The 17,134-nt window shown below is 54.2% G+C and carries 10 protein-coding genes and 1 pseudogene; 7 read left to right on the forward strand and 4 right to left on the reverse strand.

Annotated elements, in window-relative coordinates; all coding sequences use genetic code 11:
• Positions 1–76: 76 nt before the first annotated feature.
• The 4 genes from BUB68_RS06255 to BUB68_RS06270 all read left to right on the forward strand — a co-directional run bounded on the left by BUB68_RS06255 (position 77) and on the right by BUB68_RS06270 (position 5,600).
• The gene (locus tag BUB68_RS06255) at positions 77–1,405 is read left to right on the forward strand and encodes a hemolysin family protein (protein WP_073089168.1); all 1,329 of its coding nucleotides are present in this window, start codon (positions 77–79) and stop codon (positions 1,403–1,405) included.
• A gap of 24 nt (positions 1,406–1,429) precedes the next feature.
• The gene (locus BUB68_RS06260; RefSeq protein ID WP_073089170.1) at positions 1,430–2,362 is read left to right on the forward strand and encodes a sugar ABC transporter substrate-binding protein; all 933 of its coding nucleotides are present in this window, start codon (positions 1,430–1,432) and stop codon (positions 2,360–2,362) included.
• Between the two features lie 17 nt (positions 2,363–2,379).
• Positions 2,380–4,086, forward strand: coding sequence for a methyl-accepting chemotaxis protein (locus BUB68_RS06265; protein ID WP_081371886.1), 1,707 nt, complete (start codon positions 2,380–2,382; stop codon positions 4,084–4,086).
• 215 nt (positions 4,087–4,301) lie between these two features.
• Positions 4,302–5,600 (forward strand): S-layer homology domain-containing protein, encoded by a 1,299-nt coding sequence (locus BUB68_RS06270; protein WP_073089174.1) that lies wholly within the window; start codon positions 4,302–4,304, stop codon positions 5,598–5,600.
• 89 nt (positions 5,601–5,689) lie between these two features.
• Here the strand turns inward: BUB68_RS06270 and BUB68_RS06275 are convergent, their stop codons facing one another.
• Both BUB68_RS06275 and BUB68_RS06280 read right to left on the reverse strand, forming a co-directional pair.
• A complete protein-coding gene (locus BUB68_RS06275; RefSeq protein ID WP_081371887.1) occupies positions 5,690–6,802 on the reverse strand; it encodes an SGNH/GDSL hydrolase family protein in 1,113 nt (370 codons plus the stop codon).
• A 9-nt stretch (positions 6,803–6,811) separates the two neighbouring features.
• Complete coding sequence (locus tag BUB68_RS06280; protein WP_073089178.1) at positions 6,812–9,403, reverse strand: cell division protein FtsA; 2,592 nt, start codon at positions 9,401–9,403, stop codon at positions 6,812–6,814.
• Between the two features lie 121 nt (positions 9,404–9,524).
• Between BUB68_RS06280 and BUB68_RS06285 the strand changes: the two genes are divergently transcribed.
• Entirely contained in the window at positions 9,525–10,781 is a 1,257-nt protein-coding gene (locus BUB68_RS06285) for a DAK2 domain-containing protein (protein WP_073089181.1), read from the forward strand.
• Positions 10,782–10,887: 106 nt separating this feature from the next.
• On the opposite strand, the gene BUB68_RS06290 is transcribed toward BUB68_RS06285, so the two are convergent.
• Together BUB68_RS06290 and BUB68_RS06295 are read right to left on the reverse strand one after the other, a co-directional pair.
• Entirely contained in the window at positions 10,888–11,328 is a 441-nt protein-coding gene (locus tag BUB68_RS06290) for a hypothetical protein (protein ID WP_073089183.1), read from the reverse strand.
• Between the two features lie 178 nt (positions 11,329–11,506).
• The gene (locus BUB68_RS06295; RefSeq protein ID WP_073089185.1) at positions 11,507–12,565 is read right to left on the reverse strand and encodes a glycosyltransferase family 9 protein; all 1,059 of its coding nucleotides are present in this window, start codon (positions 12,563–12,565) and stop codon (positions 11,507–11,509) included.
• A gap of 97 nt (positions 12,566–12,662) precedes the next feature.
• On the opposite strand from BUB68_RS06295, the gene BUB68_RS06300 reads away from it, so the two are divergent.
• Positions 12,663–15,995 carry a DEAD/DEAH box helicase gene (locus tag BUB68_RS06300; RefSeq protein WP_073089187.1) on the forward strand — a complete coding sequence of 1,111 codons (3,333 nt, stop codon included), beginning with the start codon at positions 12,663–12,665 and terminating at the stop codon, positions 15,993–15,995.
• 26 nt (positions 15,996–16,021) lie between these two features.
• Positions 16,022–17,029: pseudogene (locus tag BUB68_RS06305) on the forward strand (OPT family oligopeptide transporter); the annotation flags it as partial.
• Positions 17,030–17,134: the final 105 nt, after the last annotated feature.

Here is a 17,134-nt window from a genome sequence, read left to right on the forward strand (position 1 = left end):
ATCTGTCAGTCCTTTAGGCGGGCACTTTCCCCAGAGGGGAAAGTTAAAAAGAAGAATTAAATGGAGGGAATATAATTTGGACATTGTACCGATACTATTGCAGTTAGTACTGGTCGCGTTTTTGATTTTCATGAATGGTTTTTTTGTGGCAGCGGAGTTTGCCTGTGTGAAGATCCGCTCGTCACGGTTGGAAACGCTGATTGCGGAGGGCAGCCGGCGGGCGGTGTATGCCAAGCGGCTCACGGACCATCTGGATGCCTCCCTGTCGGTGACACAGCTGGGAATCACATTGGCCTCGCTGGGGCTTGGCTGGGTGGGGGAACCCGCTGTGGCCCAGCTCATCCTGCCGTTGACGCGTTTGGCGGGGATGGATGATATGGTGGGGCATACCCTGTCTCTGGTGGTGGCTTTTTCTATCATCACGGCGGGGCATATTGTGCTGGGGGAACTTACGCCGAAGACCATGGCCATCCAGAATGTGGAAAAGATCATGTTGTCGGTGGCTCTGCCCATGCTGATCTTCCATAAGATCATGTATCCGTTCGTCTGGGTGCTCAACCATGTGGCCAATTGGGTAACGGCGCATATGGGCTTTGAGGCGGCCAGCGAAAGCGAGTCGGCCCATACGGAAGAAGAAATCCGCCTGCTCATGGAAGAAAGCCATCGTCAGGGACTGATTGATGATACGGAAGCGGATTTTGTGGACAATGTCTTTGACTTCACGGAACTCAACGTCCGGGAAATCATGACGCCGCGTACGGATATGGTGGTCATTTATCTGGAGGACAGCTGGCAGGAGAACATGGATGTGATTCTCTCTGAGCAGATGACGCGTTATCCCATTTGCAAGGAAGACAAGGATCATATCATCGGCTTCCTGCATGTGAAGGACCTGATGAAGACCATGGCCACCGGCAAGCGGCCTAACTTCCGCAAGCTGGCGCGCAAGGCCTTGGTGGTGCCCGAGAGCATGGACGTCAATGTGTTGCTGAAGACCATGCAGGGCAGCCATAGCCAGATGGCTATCGTGGTGGATGAATATGGCGGCACGGCCGGCATGGTGACCATCGAAGACATCATGGAAGAGATTGTCGGTGATATTCAGGACGAGTTCGACGAGGAGCGGCCTACGGCAGAAGACAGGGGATATGATGTTTACTCCGTGGATGCCAAGATGCTGTTGGAAGAGCTCGAAGATATATTGGAAATCTCCATTGAGGATGAGGATGTGGACAGCGTAGGCGGCTGGCTTTATGACCAGATCGGTAGTGAGCCGAAGGTCGGCCAGATGGCTGCTGCTGCTGGCAATTTCTTTTATGTGGAGGAAGTAGAAGGCGCACGGATTACCCGTGTGTTGATAAAATTAGCTCATGAACTCACAGAGGAGCATGAGGAAATCGTTTAGTTCTTTTGGGAAAAGGGAGTGGGGATGTTGAAAATTTTTCGTACATTATTAGGAATGTTGCTGATTGCAGTCACCATGCTGGCCTTTACGGGCTGCGGTGGCGGCAGTACGGCCTCGGGCACGGTGTTTTACCTGAGTCATCAGGATGGCGACGGATTTACGGATATGATCCGCAAGTCCTTCGGCGACAAGGCCAAGGCAGCCGGTATCCCTGTGGAATACCGGGATGCCAAGGGCGATGTCAATATGCAGATCGACCAGATGAAGGAGGCCATCGCGGCCAAACCCAGCGCGATTGTGTTGCTGGCGGTGGATGGCACGGCGTTGGTGCCCATGGTGGAAAAGGCCAATGAGGCCGGGATTCCCATCATCATCACCAATCGTGGCCTGAACGGCGGTAAATACCTGTCCTGTATGGTCGATGAAAAACAGGCGGGCATCATGCAGGGGGAATATATGGCCAAACACCTGCCGCCAAATGCCAAAGTGGTTTATCTCGAAGGCGAGAAGGGGTTTGAAGGCAGTGTGCTGCGCTGGCAGGGATTCAAGGAAGCCTGCCTGGACAAGCGTTCGGACGTGCAGCTCCTGGCCAGCACCTCAGCCAATTGGCGCACTTCAGATGCCCTCAGGAACGTAGCGCTCTGGACAAAACTCTTCCCGCAGATTGACGGCGTGATCGCGGCCAATGACAGCATGGCTGTTGGTGCTGTGCAGGCACTCAAAGATGTAGGCCGTCTGGATGGCTGCCTGATATCCGGCGTTGATGCGGTGGATGAGGCCTTGAAACTCATCGATGCCGGTGAAATGAGCCAGACCGTCCAGCAGGATGCGAATGCCTTGGCAGATGGCACCTTCAAGTTGGTGGATTCCTGCCTGAAGGGGAAAATCCCCACGGAAAACATCGTTGTGGAATTCAAGTCCATTACCAAGGATAATATCGCGCAGTTCCGCAAATGAGGAAGGGGGATGCTGTCATGGAGAATTTAAGCGTAAGAATCAAGATCCTGCTGCTGGCGGCAATTATGCTGGTCATCACCTGCGTAGTGGCGGCTGTGGGAATCTTTTCCAATCAGAAATCCAAGCAGGCTTTGGATGATATGTACAATTACAATCTTATGGCCACACAGTACCTCAATGATGCCAACAACCATCTACGCGGCATTGATGTGGATGTAGCCTATATGCTCCAACAGGATTTCTCGGCCGATAGCCGCAAGGTCATGCTGGCAGATATCAAGGGACGCCTGCAGTCCATCAAGGGGGATATCGATAAAGTCAAGGAAATCGACCGCAGCCCCCGGGCGCAGGAAATCATTGCCAGCCTGGAGAAAAATCTCGCAACGGCAGAAAGCAAGGTCAAGGAATGTGAGACCTTAGGAAACACCAATGAAGACAAGGTGAAAACCTTTGAGAACCTTTCCGCTACCAGCATCATCGCTAACGATATGGCGGTACTGACGCCCGACAATGTGTCGCAGGGCAAGGTGCTCTTCGATGAAAACAACGCCAACTATGAGCTGACCATCAAGATTTTCCTGAGCATCATTTTAGTCGGTTTGTTGGTAGGGACGGCGGTGGCATTTTTCATTGCCCGTAATATCGCTTCGCCGCTGGCAACGTCCATTGAACATCTGAACGCCGTGGCTGACGGGGATCTGATGCAGGAAATCCCCCAAAACCTGTCTGCCCGTCAGGATGAGGTCGGGCTGGTCATGCAGGCTCTGGCCAAGATGCAGAAATCGTTGCGTACCGTGCTCAGGAATGTCCATGATGAGGCGGAAAACAGCGCCAATATGGTGACGGAAGTGCAGGGGCTGGTGGATTCGCTCAATGAGAGCACACAGGATATGTCGGCTGTTACGGAGCAGATGGCTGCGGGGATGGAAGAAACGGCCGCCTCTACCGCCAGCCTGCAGAACCTGGCAGACCATCTGCGGGACAAGATCCATGCCACAGCCAAGGGAGCTGCTGACAGTGAGGGCTATACCGTAGAGATCGCCACACGGGCCAGCAGCCTGAAGACCAGCATGGAAGAATCCAGTCAGGAAGCCAAGCATATCTATAACGACACGAAAGTGTCCCTGGAAAAATCCATTGCGTCGGCCAAAGTGGTGGATAACATCAGCCAGCTCACGCAGGATATCAGCGAAATCGCCGCCCAGACAAACCTGCTGGCGCTGAATGCCGCGATTGAGGCAGCCCGGGCTGGTGAATATGGCCGCGGGTTTGCGGTGGTAGCCGATGAAGTGCGCAAGCTGGCAGAACAATCCCATGATACGGCGGAAAAGATCAAAGAACTGACCGGGCAGGTAACCGGCTCGGTGCAGGACCTGTCCGCCGGAGCCTTCGACCTCCTGAAATTCATGGATGAAAAGGTCGTGAAGGATTACGATCTGTTGAATGAAACCGCCATCCACTATCAGGAGGATGCGGATTACGTCAATGATTTTGCCCAGAAGAGCAATGTATCTGCCCAGGAACTGATCCGTTCGGTGAATGTCATGAATCAATCCATGGAAGAGATTGCCAAGGCCACCCATGAAGGGGCCGTGGGCAATACGACCGTAGCCGAGAAAGTCACGGTCGTCGCAGAAAAGGCCAATGAAATCCTGGAGAAGATGAACATTTCCATGGAAGGGGCTGAAAACCTCAAAAAGCAAGTGGCGAAATTCAAGGTTTGAATGTTTTCTCAGAACGACCAATCCGCGTAATGGCGGATTGGTCGTTTTTTTTAAAATTTGATATGAAACCGTTGCCATATTGGAGGAGATGTGTTATAGTATTAATTGTTCAAAGGGGACATGGTTCCTTGACATCGAGGAAACGTGGACACTCGCTGGAACCGGTTTCTTTTTGAATCAGGGGTTAATTTATATTGTTTTAGGGGGATTTATCAATGAACAAGAAACTCGTTTCCGCTATGACTACGGCACTTGTTGTGGGTGCAGCAAGTACGACTTTTGCAGCTTCCAATCCGTTCAGCGATGTTCCGGCTGGCCATTGGGCTTATGATGCTGTGAATGAACTGGTGGAAAAAGGTGTTCTGAATGGTTACGGTGACGGAACTTTCCGTGGGGATCGGAATATCACCCGTTACGAAATGGCTAAGGCTGTAGCTAAAGCCATGGCTCAGAATCCGACTGGCGAGGATAAGGTCATTGTCGACAAGCTGAGAGCTGAGTTTGCGGACGAACTCAACAATCTGGGCGTACGCGTCAGTGATTTGGAACGCAATGCCGATAAAGTGCAGTGGCATGGTACGGCTGAGTATACCTTCCAGCATTATATGACGGAAGGTGCCAATGACCATGAAAATGGCAAAGACAGCCGCAACAACCTGCTCATCCGTCTCGAACCAAATGCGGAAGTCAATGAACATTGGCATGTAAAGGCTCGTCTGGATGCCAATACGTTCCTGGATGATGACAGCGCTGCTGCTGCTGAAGACAATGGCAATGTGAACCTGAAGCGTGTTTTTGCAGAAGGCAATTATGGCGACTGGACGTTGAAATTCGGTAAGTTTGCTACCCCCGATGATGATACGATCGCGGATACCGCATACTCCGGTGCAGAAGTAGCTTACAAGCCGGCAGGGGATGGTATCAGTGCAGTAGTCGGCGCCGGCCGTCTGAACAGCCCGGCACTCCTGAACCGTGACGTCAACAATGTCGCAACTGCCAATGCTGCCAACTATCAGTACGTCGGTGCTGGCCTGCAGAAGAGCAAGTTCTGGGGTGCACTGCGTTGGCATCATCTGAACGGCAACCGCTTTGAAGGTGCAGGCTATGGCAAGTATGCCAAGAGCGCAACGAAAGAAGCTAACGTCATCCTGGCCAAGGGCGGCTACAAGTTCGACAATAACTGGGCAGTCAAAGGCTTCTATGCACAGAACCATGATGCGGACTATTTCAACAAAGCCGGCAGTGCTGAAATCGACTACAAGGGCGCACAGGCTGAAAATGCCGGTTCCTGGGGGGCATGGGTGGCCTACCGTCACCTGGGCCGCAATGCCTTCATCTCCAGCCCGTGGGATGTAATCAACATCGACAACATGGGGGAAAAGGGCTTTGAAGTTGGCGGCAACTGCGCGGTATTCAAGAATACCATCCTCACGCTCCGCTATGGTAAGGGCAAGGATCTCCAGACTTCCAAGAAGGTTCAGAACCTGTTTGCCCGTGTGAACTTCTTGTTCTAAAATTTGTTCGATCCATAACACACAAATACACGACCGCCCGCCATTTCGTAAGGAAATGGCGGGCGGTATTATTTTGCCTGGAGGGGGATTCATATGTTCCAATCCAATATTCTGGCGACTCTGTCCCTGAGGTACAGGGCTATTTTTTTTGCACCGGCAATCGTGGGATGGGTGTTGTCACCCTGATAATCTGTGGAGGACAAGAGCGGTCTGGGTTCGTTGAGCGGAATGTAGTATAGCTGCCTGTCTCCTGCTGAACGCAGCCGCCTGACCGTGCCCTTTATCCAGCGGCGGGCCGAGGGGGAAATGGTACTGGGGACAGGCTCCGTGCAGATGATAGGGATGCCCGGATTATGGCTGCGTATGGTTTTCAGCAGGCGGGCGTACCCCGCGCAGAATTCATCATGGGTGGGGGGCGGCTGATTATAACTGAAATCATTGGTGCCTATGGCAACAATCACCGCATCTACAGGAAAATGGCTTTGCTCCCAGCGAAGGTTATCCGAAGCGGCCTGGCTGTAGCAGAATGTCCAGGGATAGCGGTCGCTGGTATGCACGCCATCATATGGCGGTTTTTCGCTGTAATTATGGACCACGCCTTCGCCAGACTTGGCCAGTACGCTGAAATCAGCCTGGAGCATGCGCGCCAGCTGGGGGGCATAGGACATGGTGCCATCTTCCACTTCGTAGAAATTGTCTCCGGTATAGCGGCCGCTGTTCATGGCTCCGGCGGTGATGGAGTCCCCGACAAATTCCAGCCGGCGCTTTTGGGCAGGCTGGGGCGGGGCAAGTGCTGCGCCATCATCCAGTTCAAAGCCGGCGAATTCGCTGATGCCGGCTCGTCCCTCGGTAGAACGTATCAGCAGCACTTCGTGGATGCCAGCCGGCAGATCGTGCGCCAGCAGGGTATGCCCTGCTGGCTTTATGGTGGTCAGCGGCTGACCATCTATGCTGAAGCGCCAGTATATATTTTCACCGCTTAGCTCGGCGGCCAGGCTGGTGCCGCTGAAACGGGCTTTGATATAGGTAGCGCCATAGCCTGAACGGTATATGCCATCATGGCAGTCCCAGCGGCCAAAGTATTGGATTTCCGGTGCCATGGCGGTGAATTTCACCGAACTGAATGCAGGTGTTGACAAGCTGCTCAGGAAGAACAGCAAAGCCAGAAACACCTTGCCGCCATATGGGGGTCTGTTCATCATAGCATCATCCTAGTCGCGGCGGATAAAATCGGCAATGGAGCGGCGGACGGGCTTTTCCGGAGCGGATGCGGCCTGGGTTTGGCCGATGGCTTCTGCCAGTCCGGGGATATGTTTGGCCGGTTCGGCGTGGCGCATGGGAGCAGCTCCTGCCGGGTCGAGGCCGGCAAAGGGGGAGCCTGTGCTCCGTACGGCAGTTGGTGCCGGCGTTATGGGAACATCGGCGGCAGAAGGCATTGGTGGCGTGGTCGTGCCGCCAGCTGCTGTCGTCGCGGACAGGGATGGCGTAATGGGCACATCACGGCTGGTGAGCCTTACCTCCAGCGTATCACCATTTTTTACCGGGTCGGTGAAGTCTACAGGCACACCGTTCACCAGGATGGTGAAATTCACCCGGCTGGTGGCGGCAGGCGGCTGGAAGTTCACAGCCAGCAAGGCATCGCTGACGGTGGTGGCGATGCGTTCAGAGGTATGGTAGGTGACCTCGCAGCCATCATCGATGATGGTACCGGGACTAGCCGTCCGGCCATTGACCATCAGTTCCACATTGGCGGAAGGAATGGCAAATTCTTTGTTCTCATAATAGATCATCACGCTGGTATCTGAGTTGCGGATATTCAGGATATCGCCCAGTTTTGGATCTTCGTCAGCGATATATTCCACATGGTCACCTTCGTGGATGGGCATGGAAATGCTGGCAGGCGCGTCGTTCAGGAGAATCTCAGGCGTGCAGCTGTAAGTGGTTTCCCGCCCGTTCAGCATGTAATGGATCTTGCGTCCCGTAGGAGGATAGCCAGCGGCCAGGAGCGCTTCGCCCAGGCTCTTGAATTCCCGGCTTTCAATCACGTCACCGTCGGCCAACAGCTGCTCGGCATCGGCCTCTTTGCCGTTAACGGTGACTTTCTGACGGATGTGTTTTTCCCGGCCATTGATATAGATGGTGTATTCCTGGCCGGCGGTTACGAGGTCGCCCAGCCGTACGGTCGGTGTGGTGCCATTTTCACCGGGGATGACGGTTATGCGGGACCCATCACGGATGACGGTATCGAGATCGGCTTCTTCATCGCCCAGCATGATCTTGGCGAAAGTGCCCAAGGTGCCGGGGAAGAATTTTTTCTCTGTGCCAATATTGACCATAAGTCCCAGACCCGGATGCCCATTGTATTTGCGCATATTGATACCGGCGTTCAGCAGGGCATCGGATACGGTGAGTTCCCGGAAGTTGAACAGGCTGTATTCCTCGTCGTTGACATAAACGGACAGGAAATGCAGGGTGTTCAGGGAGGCAATCTTTAAGATACCCAGCGGCGTGACCGCATCGGGATAGTGCAGCTCTTCGGGAATGTCCACGATGCCGTTGACGGTATCGGGCTTGCGGACAGCCACGCGGTTTTCCGGCATGCCAAGGGCATCGGCCACGAAATGCGCCAGTCCCGGCGTAAGCGACCCGCCACCTACCAGCATAACGGCCTGCGGCGTATCGCCATTGAGCTCGAAAATCTGCTTGGCAATGGCATTGGCCAGGTTTTCGATATTGGGCGCGACCGGGTCGAGGATGTCGGCGGCAGAAAGATTGTATTCCACGCCCAGGATATCGGTAAAGTGCACATCCTCGCCAACAGAAGCCTGCCGTTTGATGCGCTCTGCGATATTGAAATCCAGCAGGAAACGCTGGCTGATGGCTTCGGTCACTTCATCACCGGCTAATGGCACCATGCCATAGGCAATCACAGATCCGTTCTTGGTGATCGCCACGTCGGAGGTGCCTGCGCCGATATCCACAAGCACCAGATTCAGGTGGCGCATGGTCGGTGGAATCAGCACGTTGATGGCGGCAATCGGCTCCAGGGTCAGGGCGCGCATCTCCAGGTTCGTAGCATGCAGCGCCGATTGCATGGAGTCGATGACCTGCCGGGGCAGGAAGGTGGCGATGACCACGGCTTTTGCTTTTTTGCCCCGCTGGCCAATCAGCATCTTGAGCTGGATATCATCCAGCACATAACGGATGGTGCTATAGCCTACGCAGTAATAGCGGGTGGGATCGTCCACCGTGTGGCTTTCGGCCAGTGCGGCCTGAGCGGCCTGCACACCGGCAAAGTCGAGGTTGCGCTGCTGCTCGGCGGTGATCAGGCCGTTGACTTCCATTTCGGCTTCGGCAGTCATGGTGTAGAGGGCACGGCCTGCGGCAGCCACGGCGGCGGTCTTGATGGGGCCGGTCTTTTCAATCAGGGCGTTCTTGACTTTCTCTATCACGGCGGCTACCTGCGGAACGTCGTGGATCTGACCGTCCAGCATGGCCCGTGTTTTGTGTTCCAGGCGATCGGTGGCGATGACATGGAGATTTTCATCATCGCCTTCTTCGGCGACAATGCCGATGACACTGCGCGTGCCGATGTCCAGGGCAAAAATCCGCTCATGCTCCTTGACAGCTTTGGGAGGCGGTGTTTTAATAACATTGATAGCCTCGACAATTTCTGGGCGCAGTTCCTCTACAGGCGGCTCCGGCGCAGTGGTTTTCCTGGCGGAGCGGGCTGTGGCCTTTGGGGGAGCCGCAACTTTTTCGGTGTTTTGTATATCAGTGGTGTTTTTCTTCATCGTTGGCATAAAAAAACTCCTCACTTTGTAGATTTTTAAAGGTTATTTCTATATATTTCGCGAAATATACAGTATAATCCTGTTTTTGGCCGAAATTCTTACAACATGATACAGAAATGAGTGTGATACTATGACAGGAAATCGTGAAGTTATTACTGGCAGTGATTTTAAACGTATGGTCTCGGGGGCTTACAGTGAGTTCTTGCTGGAGTACGAGGAAATAAATCGCATGGAAGGTGCGGGAAGTATGCCCGGCACCCATGTATTGCGGACGATGGGAGCAGCGATCATGCCCCTGAAGGATACCAAGGATGACAGCATTGGCGGTCTGGCCCGGCGGGTGGCATCCGGTGCGCTTTTTGGTGCGCGGGGCAGTGCTGGTGTCGTGCTGGCGCAGATGTTCCGCGGTTTGGGCAAAGGGCTTCTGGGCAAGCACAATGCTACGTCCACAGAATTCGGCAAGGCCTTCCAGTATGGCATCCTTTATGCACAACGGGTTATCCCCGAGCAGCCGGAACGGCCGATCATTACCCTGGCCAAGGAAGTCGCTAAGGGAGCCTATCATGCAGTGCGGGCCAATAAGCCCATCTCTGAGATCTTGGAGACGGCTATTGCCTGCGGGGAGAAGGCTTTGGCAAAAATCGGTGAAGAAGATGCGGGTGCACGGATCATGTTTGCGTTCCTGCAGGGCTGCCTGAAGGGACTGGATGGCAATTTCGTCTCGCCGGCGGTCAGCCTCTCACTGGGCCTGGAGGCACAGCAGGCAGGGCTGCCAGATCCCCGCAATGACGTCGTCCGTCCGTATTGCGTGCGTTTTTCCGTGAAGAATGTGCAGGTGGATATGAAGGAACTGGAGGCACATTTAAGGGAATTCTCTTCTTTTGCGCTGGTGGAGCGGGCGGCTACTGGTGTGGACGTGCATCTGCATACTGACCATCCGGGCAAGGTCATCGAACAGGCCATTGGCTGGGGACCGCTCAAGGGAATCCATGTCACCAATATGAGCGAACCGCATAGCCTGTCCGCCCATGATGCCGTGATGAAGGTTGCACTCCTGGCTGTAGCGGAAAACAAGGTACAGGCCAAGGAATTGCAGGAGCAGGGCGTGCAGATCCTCGTCACGGGCAGTGAGGCAGAAAGCCCCTCGGTGGCAGAGCTCATCAATGCTGCGCACAGCGATCTGGCTTATGCTTATGTAATGGTGGCCTGGAACCGGGACTTCTGGCAGGCCTTCCGCCAGGTGAAACGACTGCTGGGTGAGCGTATTGAACTGGTGCTCTGCGAAACGAAACAGCAGCAGGCGGCGGCTATCAAGGCCTTTGACGGCAGCCTCACGGCGGTGGAAAATGCTATTGTCATGCGGGAAGCTGTGGAAGAGGCACAATAACATGATACAGTAAGAGGCCCGGCGGGCGGTGATGTGTTTGCAAAAACACTACGGCCTGCCGGGCTTGCTTTTGTCTGTGCAAAACTAACGAATCCTCTCGGATAGTTCAGCCGACACTTTTGATCTGATAACGCATCGGGTGCAGCTCATAGAAATAGCGGTTGCCGACTGCGGAAGTATTTTTCTTTACGGACCAATAGACAACCTGATTCTTGGCGTCCGGTTTGAACACGATGATATAGTCGCGCAGCTCATTCGGTGGTACGAAATTTGTCTTGCCGTGGACACTCCGCGCTGAAATGACATGCCCATTGGCCTTATTGACAAAGATCATATGCCCCTTGGCTGCTTTCCCATGGCTGTCTTTGAACGTAAGGATGAAAGCAGGCATCTTAGCGTAGATAAGCTTCGAATTGTTCGGGCCCTGCACATGGAGATGGACCGCATTGGAACCATTGGTATTGCCGCTGGATGAGGTGGACGCAAAACACACCGAGCTCATCATCAGGAGCAAGAATGCGACACATAAGGAAAAATACTTTCTCATACAACTTACCTCCTTGCCTACAAATCGAAATGATCCTGTGTAATGATATATCGATGAAAATGAGCCACAACTTAAATGTATACAGGAGATTTCCGTGCCGATTCCAACCTTTCACCACCATTTCCCGTGTGATAGCACCTTTTATATGCTTTCATCATAGCGCAATAAATGCAAATCGTTAATTTCGCAGCGTCTGTTTCAGCCTTCCTGCCACCATTTCCGGGGTGATGGCTTTCATGCAGGCGTTGGTTTTATATTTGCATTTTGTTTTGAGGCAGCGGCGGCATTCGTGGGGGCTGATGATGAATTCGTGGCCTGCAGTCAGGGGGCCGTAGACATCGGGCTGGGTGGGACCCCAAAGGGAGAGGGTCCTGCAGCCCACAGCATCGGCGATATGCAGGGGGCCGGTATCGCAGGATAGGAGCAAATCCGCACTTTTCAGCAGGGCGGCCAGCTCCATGAGGCTGGTTTCGCCGGCAATGGAAAGGCTGGGACGGTTCATCTGCTTTTGGGCGGTTGTGATGAATCCTGCTTCGCCAGAACTGCCGCAGAAAACAATCTGCACATCTTCCGGCAGGTTGCGCAGGGCCAGACCGAAGTTTTCCGGTTCCCAGTTCTTGTCCGGCCAGGTGGTGCGCACTGTGACCATCAGGATGGGACGCTGGGGGTCAATGTCATGTTCCTGCCAGAATCCGGCCGCAAAACCGTCCAGCTCGGCGGGCAGGTTCAGCGTCAGGCCAGGGGTGAAGTCCTCCAGATGGAAGCCCAGGGGCAGCAGGGCGCTCAGGTAGCGGCGCACCTTGTGGGGGCTTTCGATATTAGGGGCCATCTCGCTCATGAAGAAGGGATTGCCCTCGTGGCGTTCATGGATGCCGATGCGCCGTCTGGCTCCCGAAAGTCTGGCCAGGATGCCCGTGAGGAACAGACCCTGAATATCCAGCACCAGATCAAAGTGCCGTGCCTGCAAGAGAGCACGGGCTTTTTTCAGTTCCCGATAAGCGGCGGGCAGGTCGAAACTGGCAAAGGCTTTGTCCAAAGGCCGTCTGTCCCAGACGAGCAGTTCGTCGATATAGGGATTTTCCTGCAGCAGGATATCGGCGGGAGGGCTGGCCAGCCAGGTAATGTGGCAGTCCGGCTGTATTTTTTTGAGCTCCCGGGCCACCGGGGTGGCATGGAGCACATCACCAATGGCTGACAGGCGCAGGATAAGGATTTTCTTGCCGTTTTTATTTTCCATAAAGGTTGGTTTTGCCTTTCGTTCATAGTAGAATAAATAAGATAAGCTTAATATTAGCACAGGAATAGCAGATTGTCCAAGAGAAAGGGTACGGGCGATGTTAAAAGATATCATGATTCAGTCGGTAGCCAGCAGTGATACGGTGTACCGGCGGGGGGTAAAATATTACAAAGAATATGCCGTGGAAGATCTGGAGTCTCTGGATGATGCTGGCCGGGAATGGACGGCAACGGTTTACGGCTCTACGGACTACCATGTCTATGTGAAGCTGGATAAAAAGCGGGAAGATGTGGCGGATTACAACTGTGACTGTCCGGCAGCCGAGCAGTACCTGGGGGCCTGCAAGCATGTGGTGGCGGTGCTCAAGGAAATCCAGGAAAAACAGGAAAATGAACATCCGCAGTCAGCCCGGGAAATCCTGCAGAATGTCATCAAGAATATGGGGCTGGACACAGCCGGCAATCTGCAGAAAAAAATGAAGCAGGAACAGCAGACCCGGGCGGCGCAGCGCATGTTTGCTGCGTTCCAGCAGGCGGATGAGGAGGAGCAGGACGGCCGCCCTGTGGGACAGACGGAATATGCGCATCTGGTGCCCCGGCTGGTCACGGAATCCTATTATGGCAATCATAACAACTGGCTGGAATTCCGCTTTGGCCTGGATAAGTTATATGTGGTGAAGAATGTCAGCAATTTTCTGGAGGCCATGGAAAAGGGCGCTGAATGGCAGTTGGGAACGAAAAGCACCATCAATCTAGGGGCGGTGCATTGGGGGGACGAAATATCGGCCAGACTCTATGCTATGCTGCAGAAGTACAATCGCCTGGAGCAGGGATTATTTGCTGCCGGTGCGAGCAACAGCCGTTACTACTATATGAACACGCATTCGTATCTCTTTGAACAGAAGCAATTCCGCTTGTCACCGGAGGCTTTGGCAGAGTTCCTGGAGTTGATGGGAGAGTCTTCCTTTGAAGTGCGGATCGATGACGGGGAGTGGGAAACGGTCAGGACAAGAAAGGGCAATCCCCAGTTGGCATTGGCGCTGACTGAAAACCATGGCGGCGGCGAATTGAGGGTAATGAAGGCGGATATCGCGGTCTTGAGCACGGATTGCCGCATTACTTATCAGGATGGCGTGATCTACCAGAGCGACAGGAAATATGCCCGGGGACTGAAGCCGCTGGTGGATGCCTTTGACGGTACCACATCCATCCGAATCAGCAGTCATGATATGGCGGCCTTTTTCGGTCAGGTGCTGCCCCGCATGGAATTGGCGGCGAAGGTGGATATTGCGCCGGAATTCCTGGAACAGTATGTAGTGCACCCGCTGGCGGCAGAACTCTATATCGATTACGAGGGGGACGGCATTGCCGTGCGTCCCCGCTTTGCCTATGGAGATGCGGTGTTCAATCCGCTGGTGGAACGGGAACCGCCTTTGCGGGGCGGGCGGAAATTGGTGCGGGACGAGCGCAGCGAGCAGGAACTCATCACCCGGCTCACCCATTATGGTTTTCAGCCCAAGCGAGATCAGCTGGTGCAGAAGGATGAGGAAAAGAGCTATGAGTTCCTGACGGAGGAACTGCCTTTCCTGCCAGACTGGGTGGAAGTGTTCTATTCCGATGCCTTTGCCAATCGCCCGGTGCGGCCCATGCCCAAGGTCACGGCGGGCGTCAGTGTCAATGATATGGATCTGTTGGAGGTCACATTCAATGCCAAGGATCTGGATTTCAACGAATTGATGGATATCCTGGATTCTTACCGGCAGAAACGCAAGTATCACCGTTTGAAGGACAAGAGTTTCATCACTTTAGGCGAGCAGCAGATGCAGGCCATTGCCGACTTTGTGGACAATACGGGCATTGGCAAAAGCAAGGCTGAGGGCATGAAGGTGGAACTGCCCATGAATCAGGCGTTGTATCTGGATGAATTGGCCCGGGCCGATGAGAACCTGCGGCTGGAGCGCAGCCGCCAGTTCCGGGCCATCGTGCGGGATATCCGTCACCCTGAGGATGGCGAGACCGAAGTGCCTGCGAGCCTGAAAAATATTTTGCGTGATTATCAGGTGACTGGCTTCAACTGGCTGTCCAATCTGGCCAGTTATCATCTGGGCGGCATCCTGGCCGACGATATGGGGCTGGGCAAGACCTTGCAGGTCATCGCCTTCCTGCTGTCCAAACAGGACTATCAGCAGCCGCCATCTTTGGTGGTGGCACCGACTTCGTTGATGTATAACTGGCTGGACGAAATCGAACGTTTTGCGCCGGAACTCAAGGCCTGCGCTGTGGCTGGCACCAAGGCCGAGCGGGAAAAGATCCTGGCGGAAGCCGATGCCAGTTATGATGTGCTCATCACGACGTACAATATGATGAAGCGGGATATCGATATGTATGAGAAACGCAAGTTCCGCTACGCATTCCTGGACGAGGCACAGCATATCAAGAACCCCGCAACCCAGAATGCCCGGGCTGTGAAGCGGCTCAAGACCAGCGGTTACTTTGCCTTGACGGGTACGCCGATCGAAAATACCCTGACGGAACTCTGGTCGATCTTTGATTTTTTGATGCCGGGGTATCTGCTGAGCCACAAGAAATTCAAGGAGCATTACGAAACGCCCATTGTACGGGAGCAGGATTCGCGCAGCCTCACGGATCTGAAGCGGCATGTGATGCCCTTCATCCTGCGGCGCATGAAGAAGGATGTGCTGACCGAGCTGCCCGACAAGGTGGAGCGCAAGATGGTAAGCTCCATGACGCCCAAGCAGGAGAAAGTCTATCAGGGCTGGTTCCTCAAAAGTCAGAAGGAATTTGCCCAGCAGTTGGCCTCCGGTGAGGACAGCCGCATCAAGATACTGGCCATCCTCACCCGCCTGCGGCAGATTGCCTGTGACCCGGCCATGTTCCTCGAAGGCTATACTGGCGGTTCTGGCAAGCTGGACCAGCTGGAGGAAATCGTGGGCGAGGCCGTGGATGGCGGTCACCGTATCCTGATTTTCTCACAGTTCACCACCATGCTGGGGCATATCGGCGAGCGGCTGAAACAGCAGGGCATCGGCTATTATTATCTGGACGGCTCTACGCCATCCCTGGAGCGCATCCGTCTGGTCAAGGCCTTCAATGAGGGGGCCACGCCAGTGTTCCTGATTTCCCTGAAGGCGGGGGGCACAGGACTGAACCTCACGGGGGCGGATATGGTCATTCATTTCGACCCCTGGTGGAACCCCGCTGTGGAGGATCAGGCCACAGACCGCGCTTATCGTCTGGGCCAGAAGAACAATGTGCAGGTTATCCGCATGCTGGCCAAGGGCACGGTGGAGGAAAAGATCTACGAGCTCCAGCAGAAGAAAAAATCCCTGATCGATCAGATGATCCAGCCCGGAGAAAATTTCCTGTCCAAGCTGACGGATGAAGAGATAAGAGAGTTGTTTCAGAAATAAGGTTGCTTCGTGGCGTTTGCGGCGGAGCTATCGTCAGCCCGGAAGGGCTGCCGTTGGCGCAGGTGTTGACTTTTGTGGTCATCGGTGTGGGCGTTGCTGTGCTCATGGGATTTTTCGTGGCGGCAGCTTGTGCCTATATGGCCGGTTTGGTTGGTACGTCTTCGAGCCCGATTTCCGGTATCGGTATTCTGGGCGTTATTGTGGATTCGCTGGTCATGTATGCCCTGTGCAACAGTTTTGGCATTTTTTCCTTGCCGGGCGGCGAAAAATTTGCTACGGCTACGGCGATTTTCACCACGTCCATCATCATGGCGATTGCCTGCATTTCCAACGATAATATGCAGGACTTGAAGACCGGTTACATGGTCGGAGCTACGCCGTGGCGTCAGCAGGTTGCGCTGCTGATTGGCTGTGTGGTCGGTGCGCTCGTCATCGCGCCGGTACTGAATCTTCTTTATGAAGCTTATGGCTTCCCCGGTGCCCTGCCTCGTCCGGACATGGATCCGAGTCAGGCATTGGCAGCACCGCAAGCGGCGCTTATGACCACGATTGCCACGGGGATATTCTCCAGCCAGTTAGCTTGGGAATATATCTTCATGGGCATGGGGTTGGGCGTGGTGCTCGTGCTGGTTGATCAGCTGCTCAAGCGCTCCACGAAAAATCTGTGCCTGCCGCCCCTGGCTGTAGGCATGGGCATCTACCTGCCGCCTTCTGTGCAGACCCCGCTGGTTATCGGCGCTGTCCTGGGCTATTTCCTCAATAAGAAATTGCGCAAAAATGGCGGCGAACAGGGGGAAGCGGATGGAAAGCGCCGGGGTACGCTCTTTGCCTCTGGCCTGATTGTGGGTGAATCCATCATTGGTGTGCTGCTGGCTGGTGTGATTGTCCTTTCCGTCAGCAGTGGCGGCAGTGACAGCCCGCTGGCCCTCGTGAACAAGGATTTTGCTGATACGGCCGAATGGCTGGGCCTCATCGTGTTCGTAGCAACGCTGGGCATTTTCAGCAAGGTTGTGCTGGGGAAAAACAAGAAATAATTTATGATACGCAAATAAGATCAGTGGAGTAATCTGCTGGTCTTTTTTTGTTATTAAGTATTCTGCTGTTTTACCGATAGTATGAATAGAGATATTTTTGGCGAG

The sequence above is a fragment of the Pseudoselenomonas ruminantium genome, from assembly GCF_900142515.1.
Lineage (GTDB): Bacteria > Bacillota > Negativicutes > Selenomonadales > Selenomonadaceae > Selenomonas_A > Selenomonas_A ruminantium_D.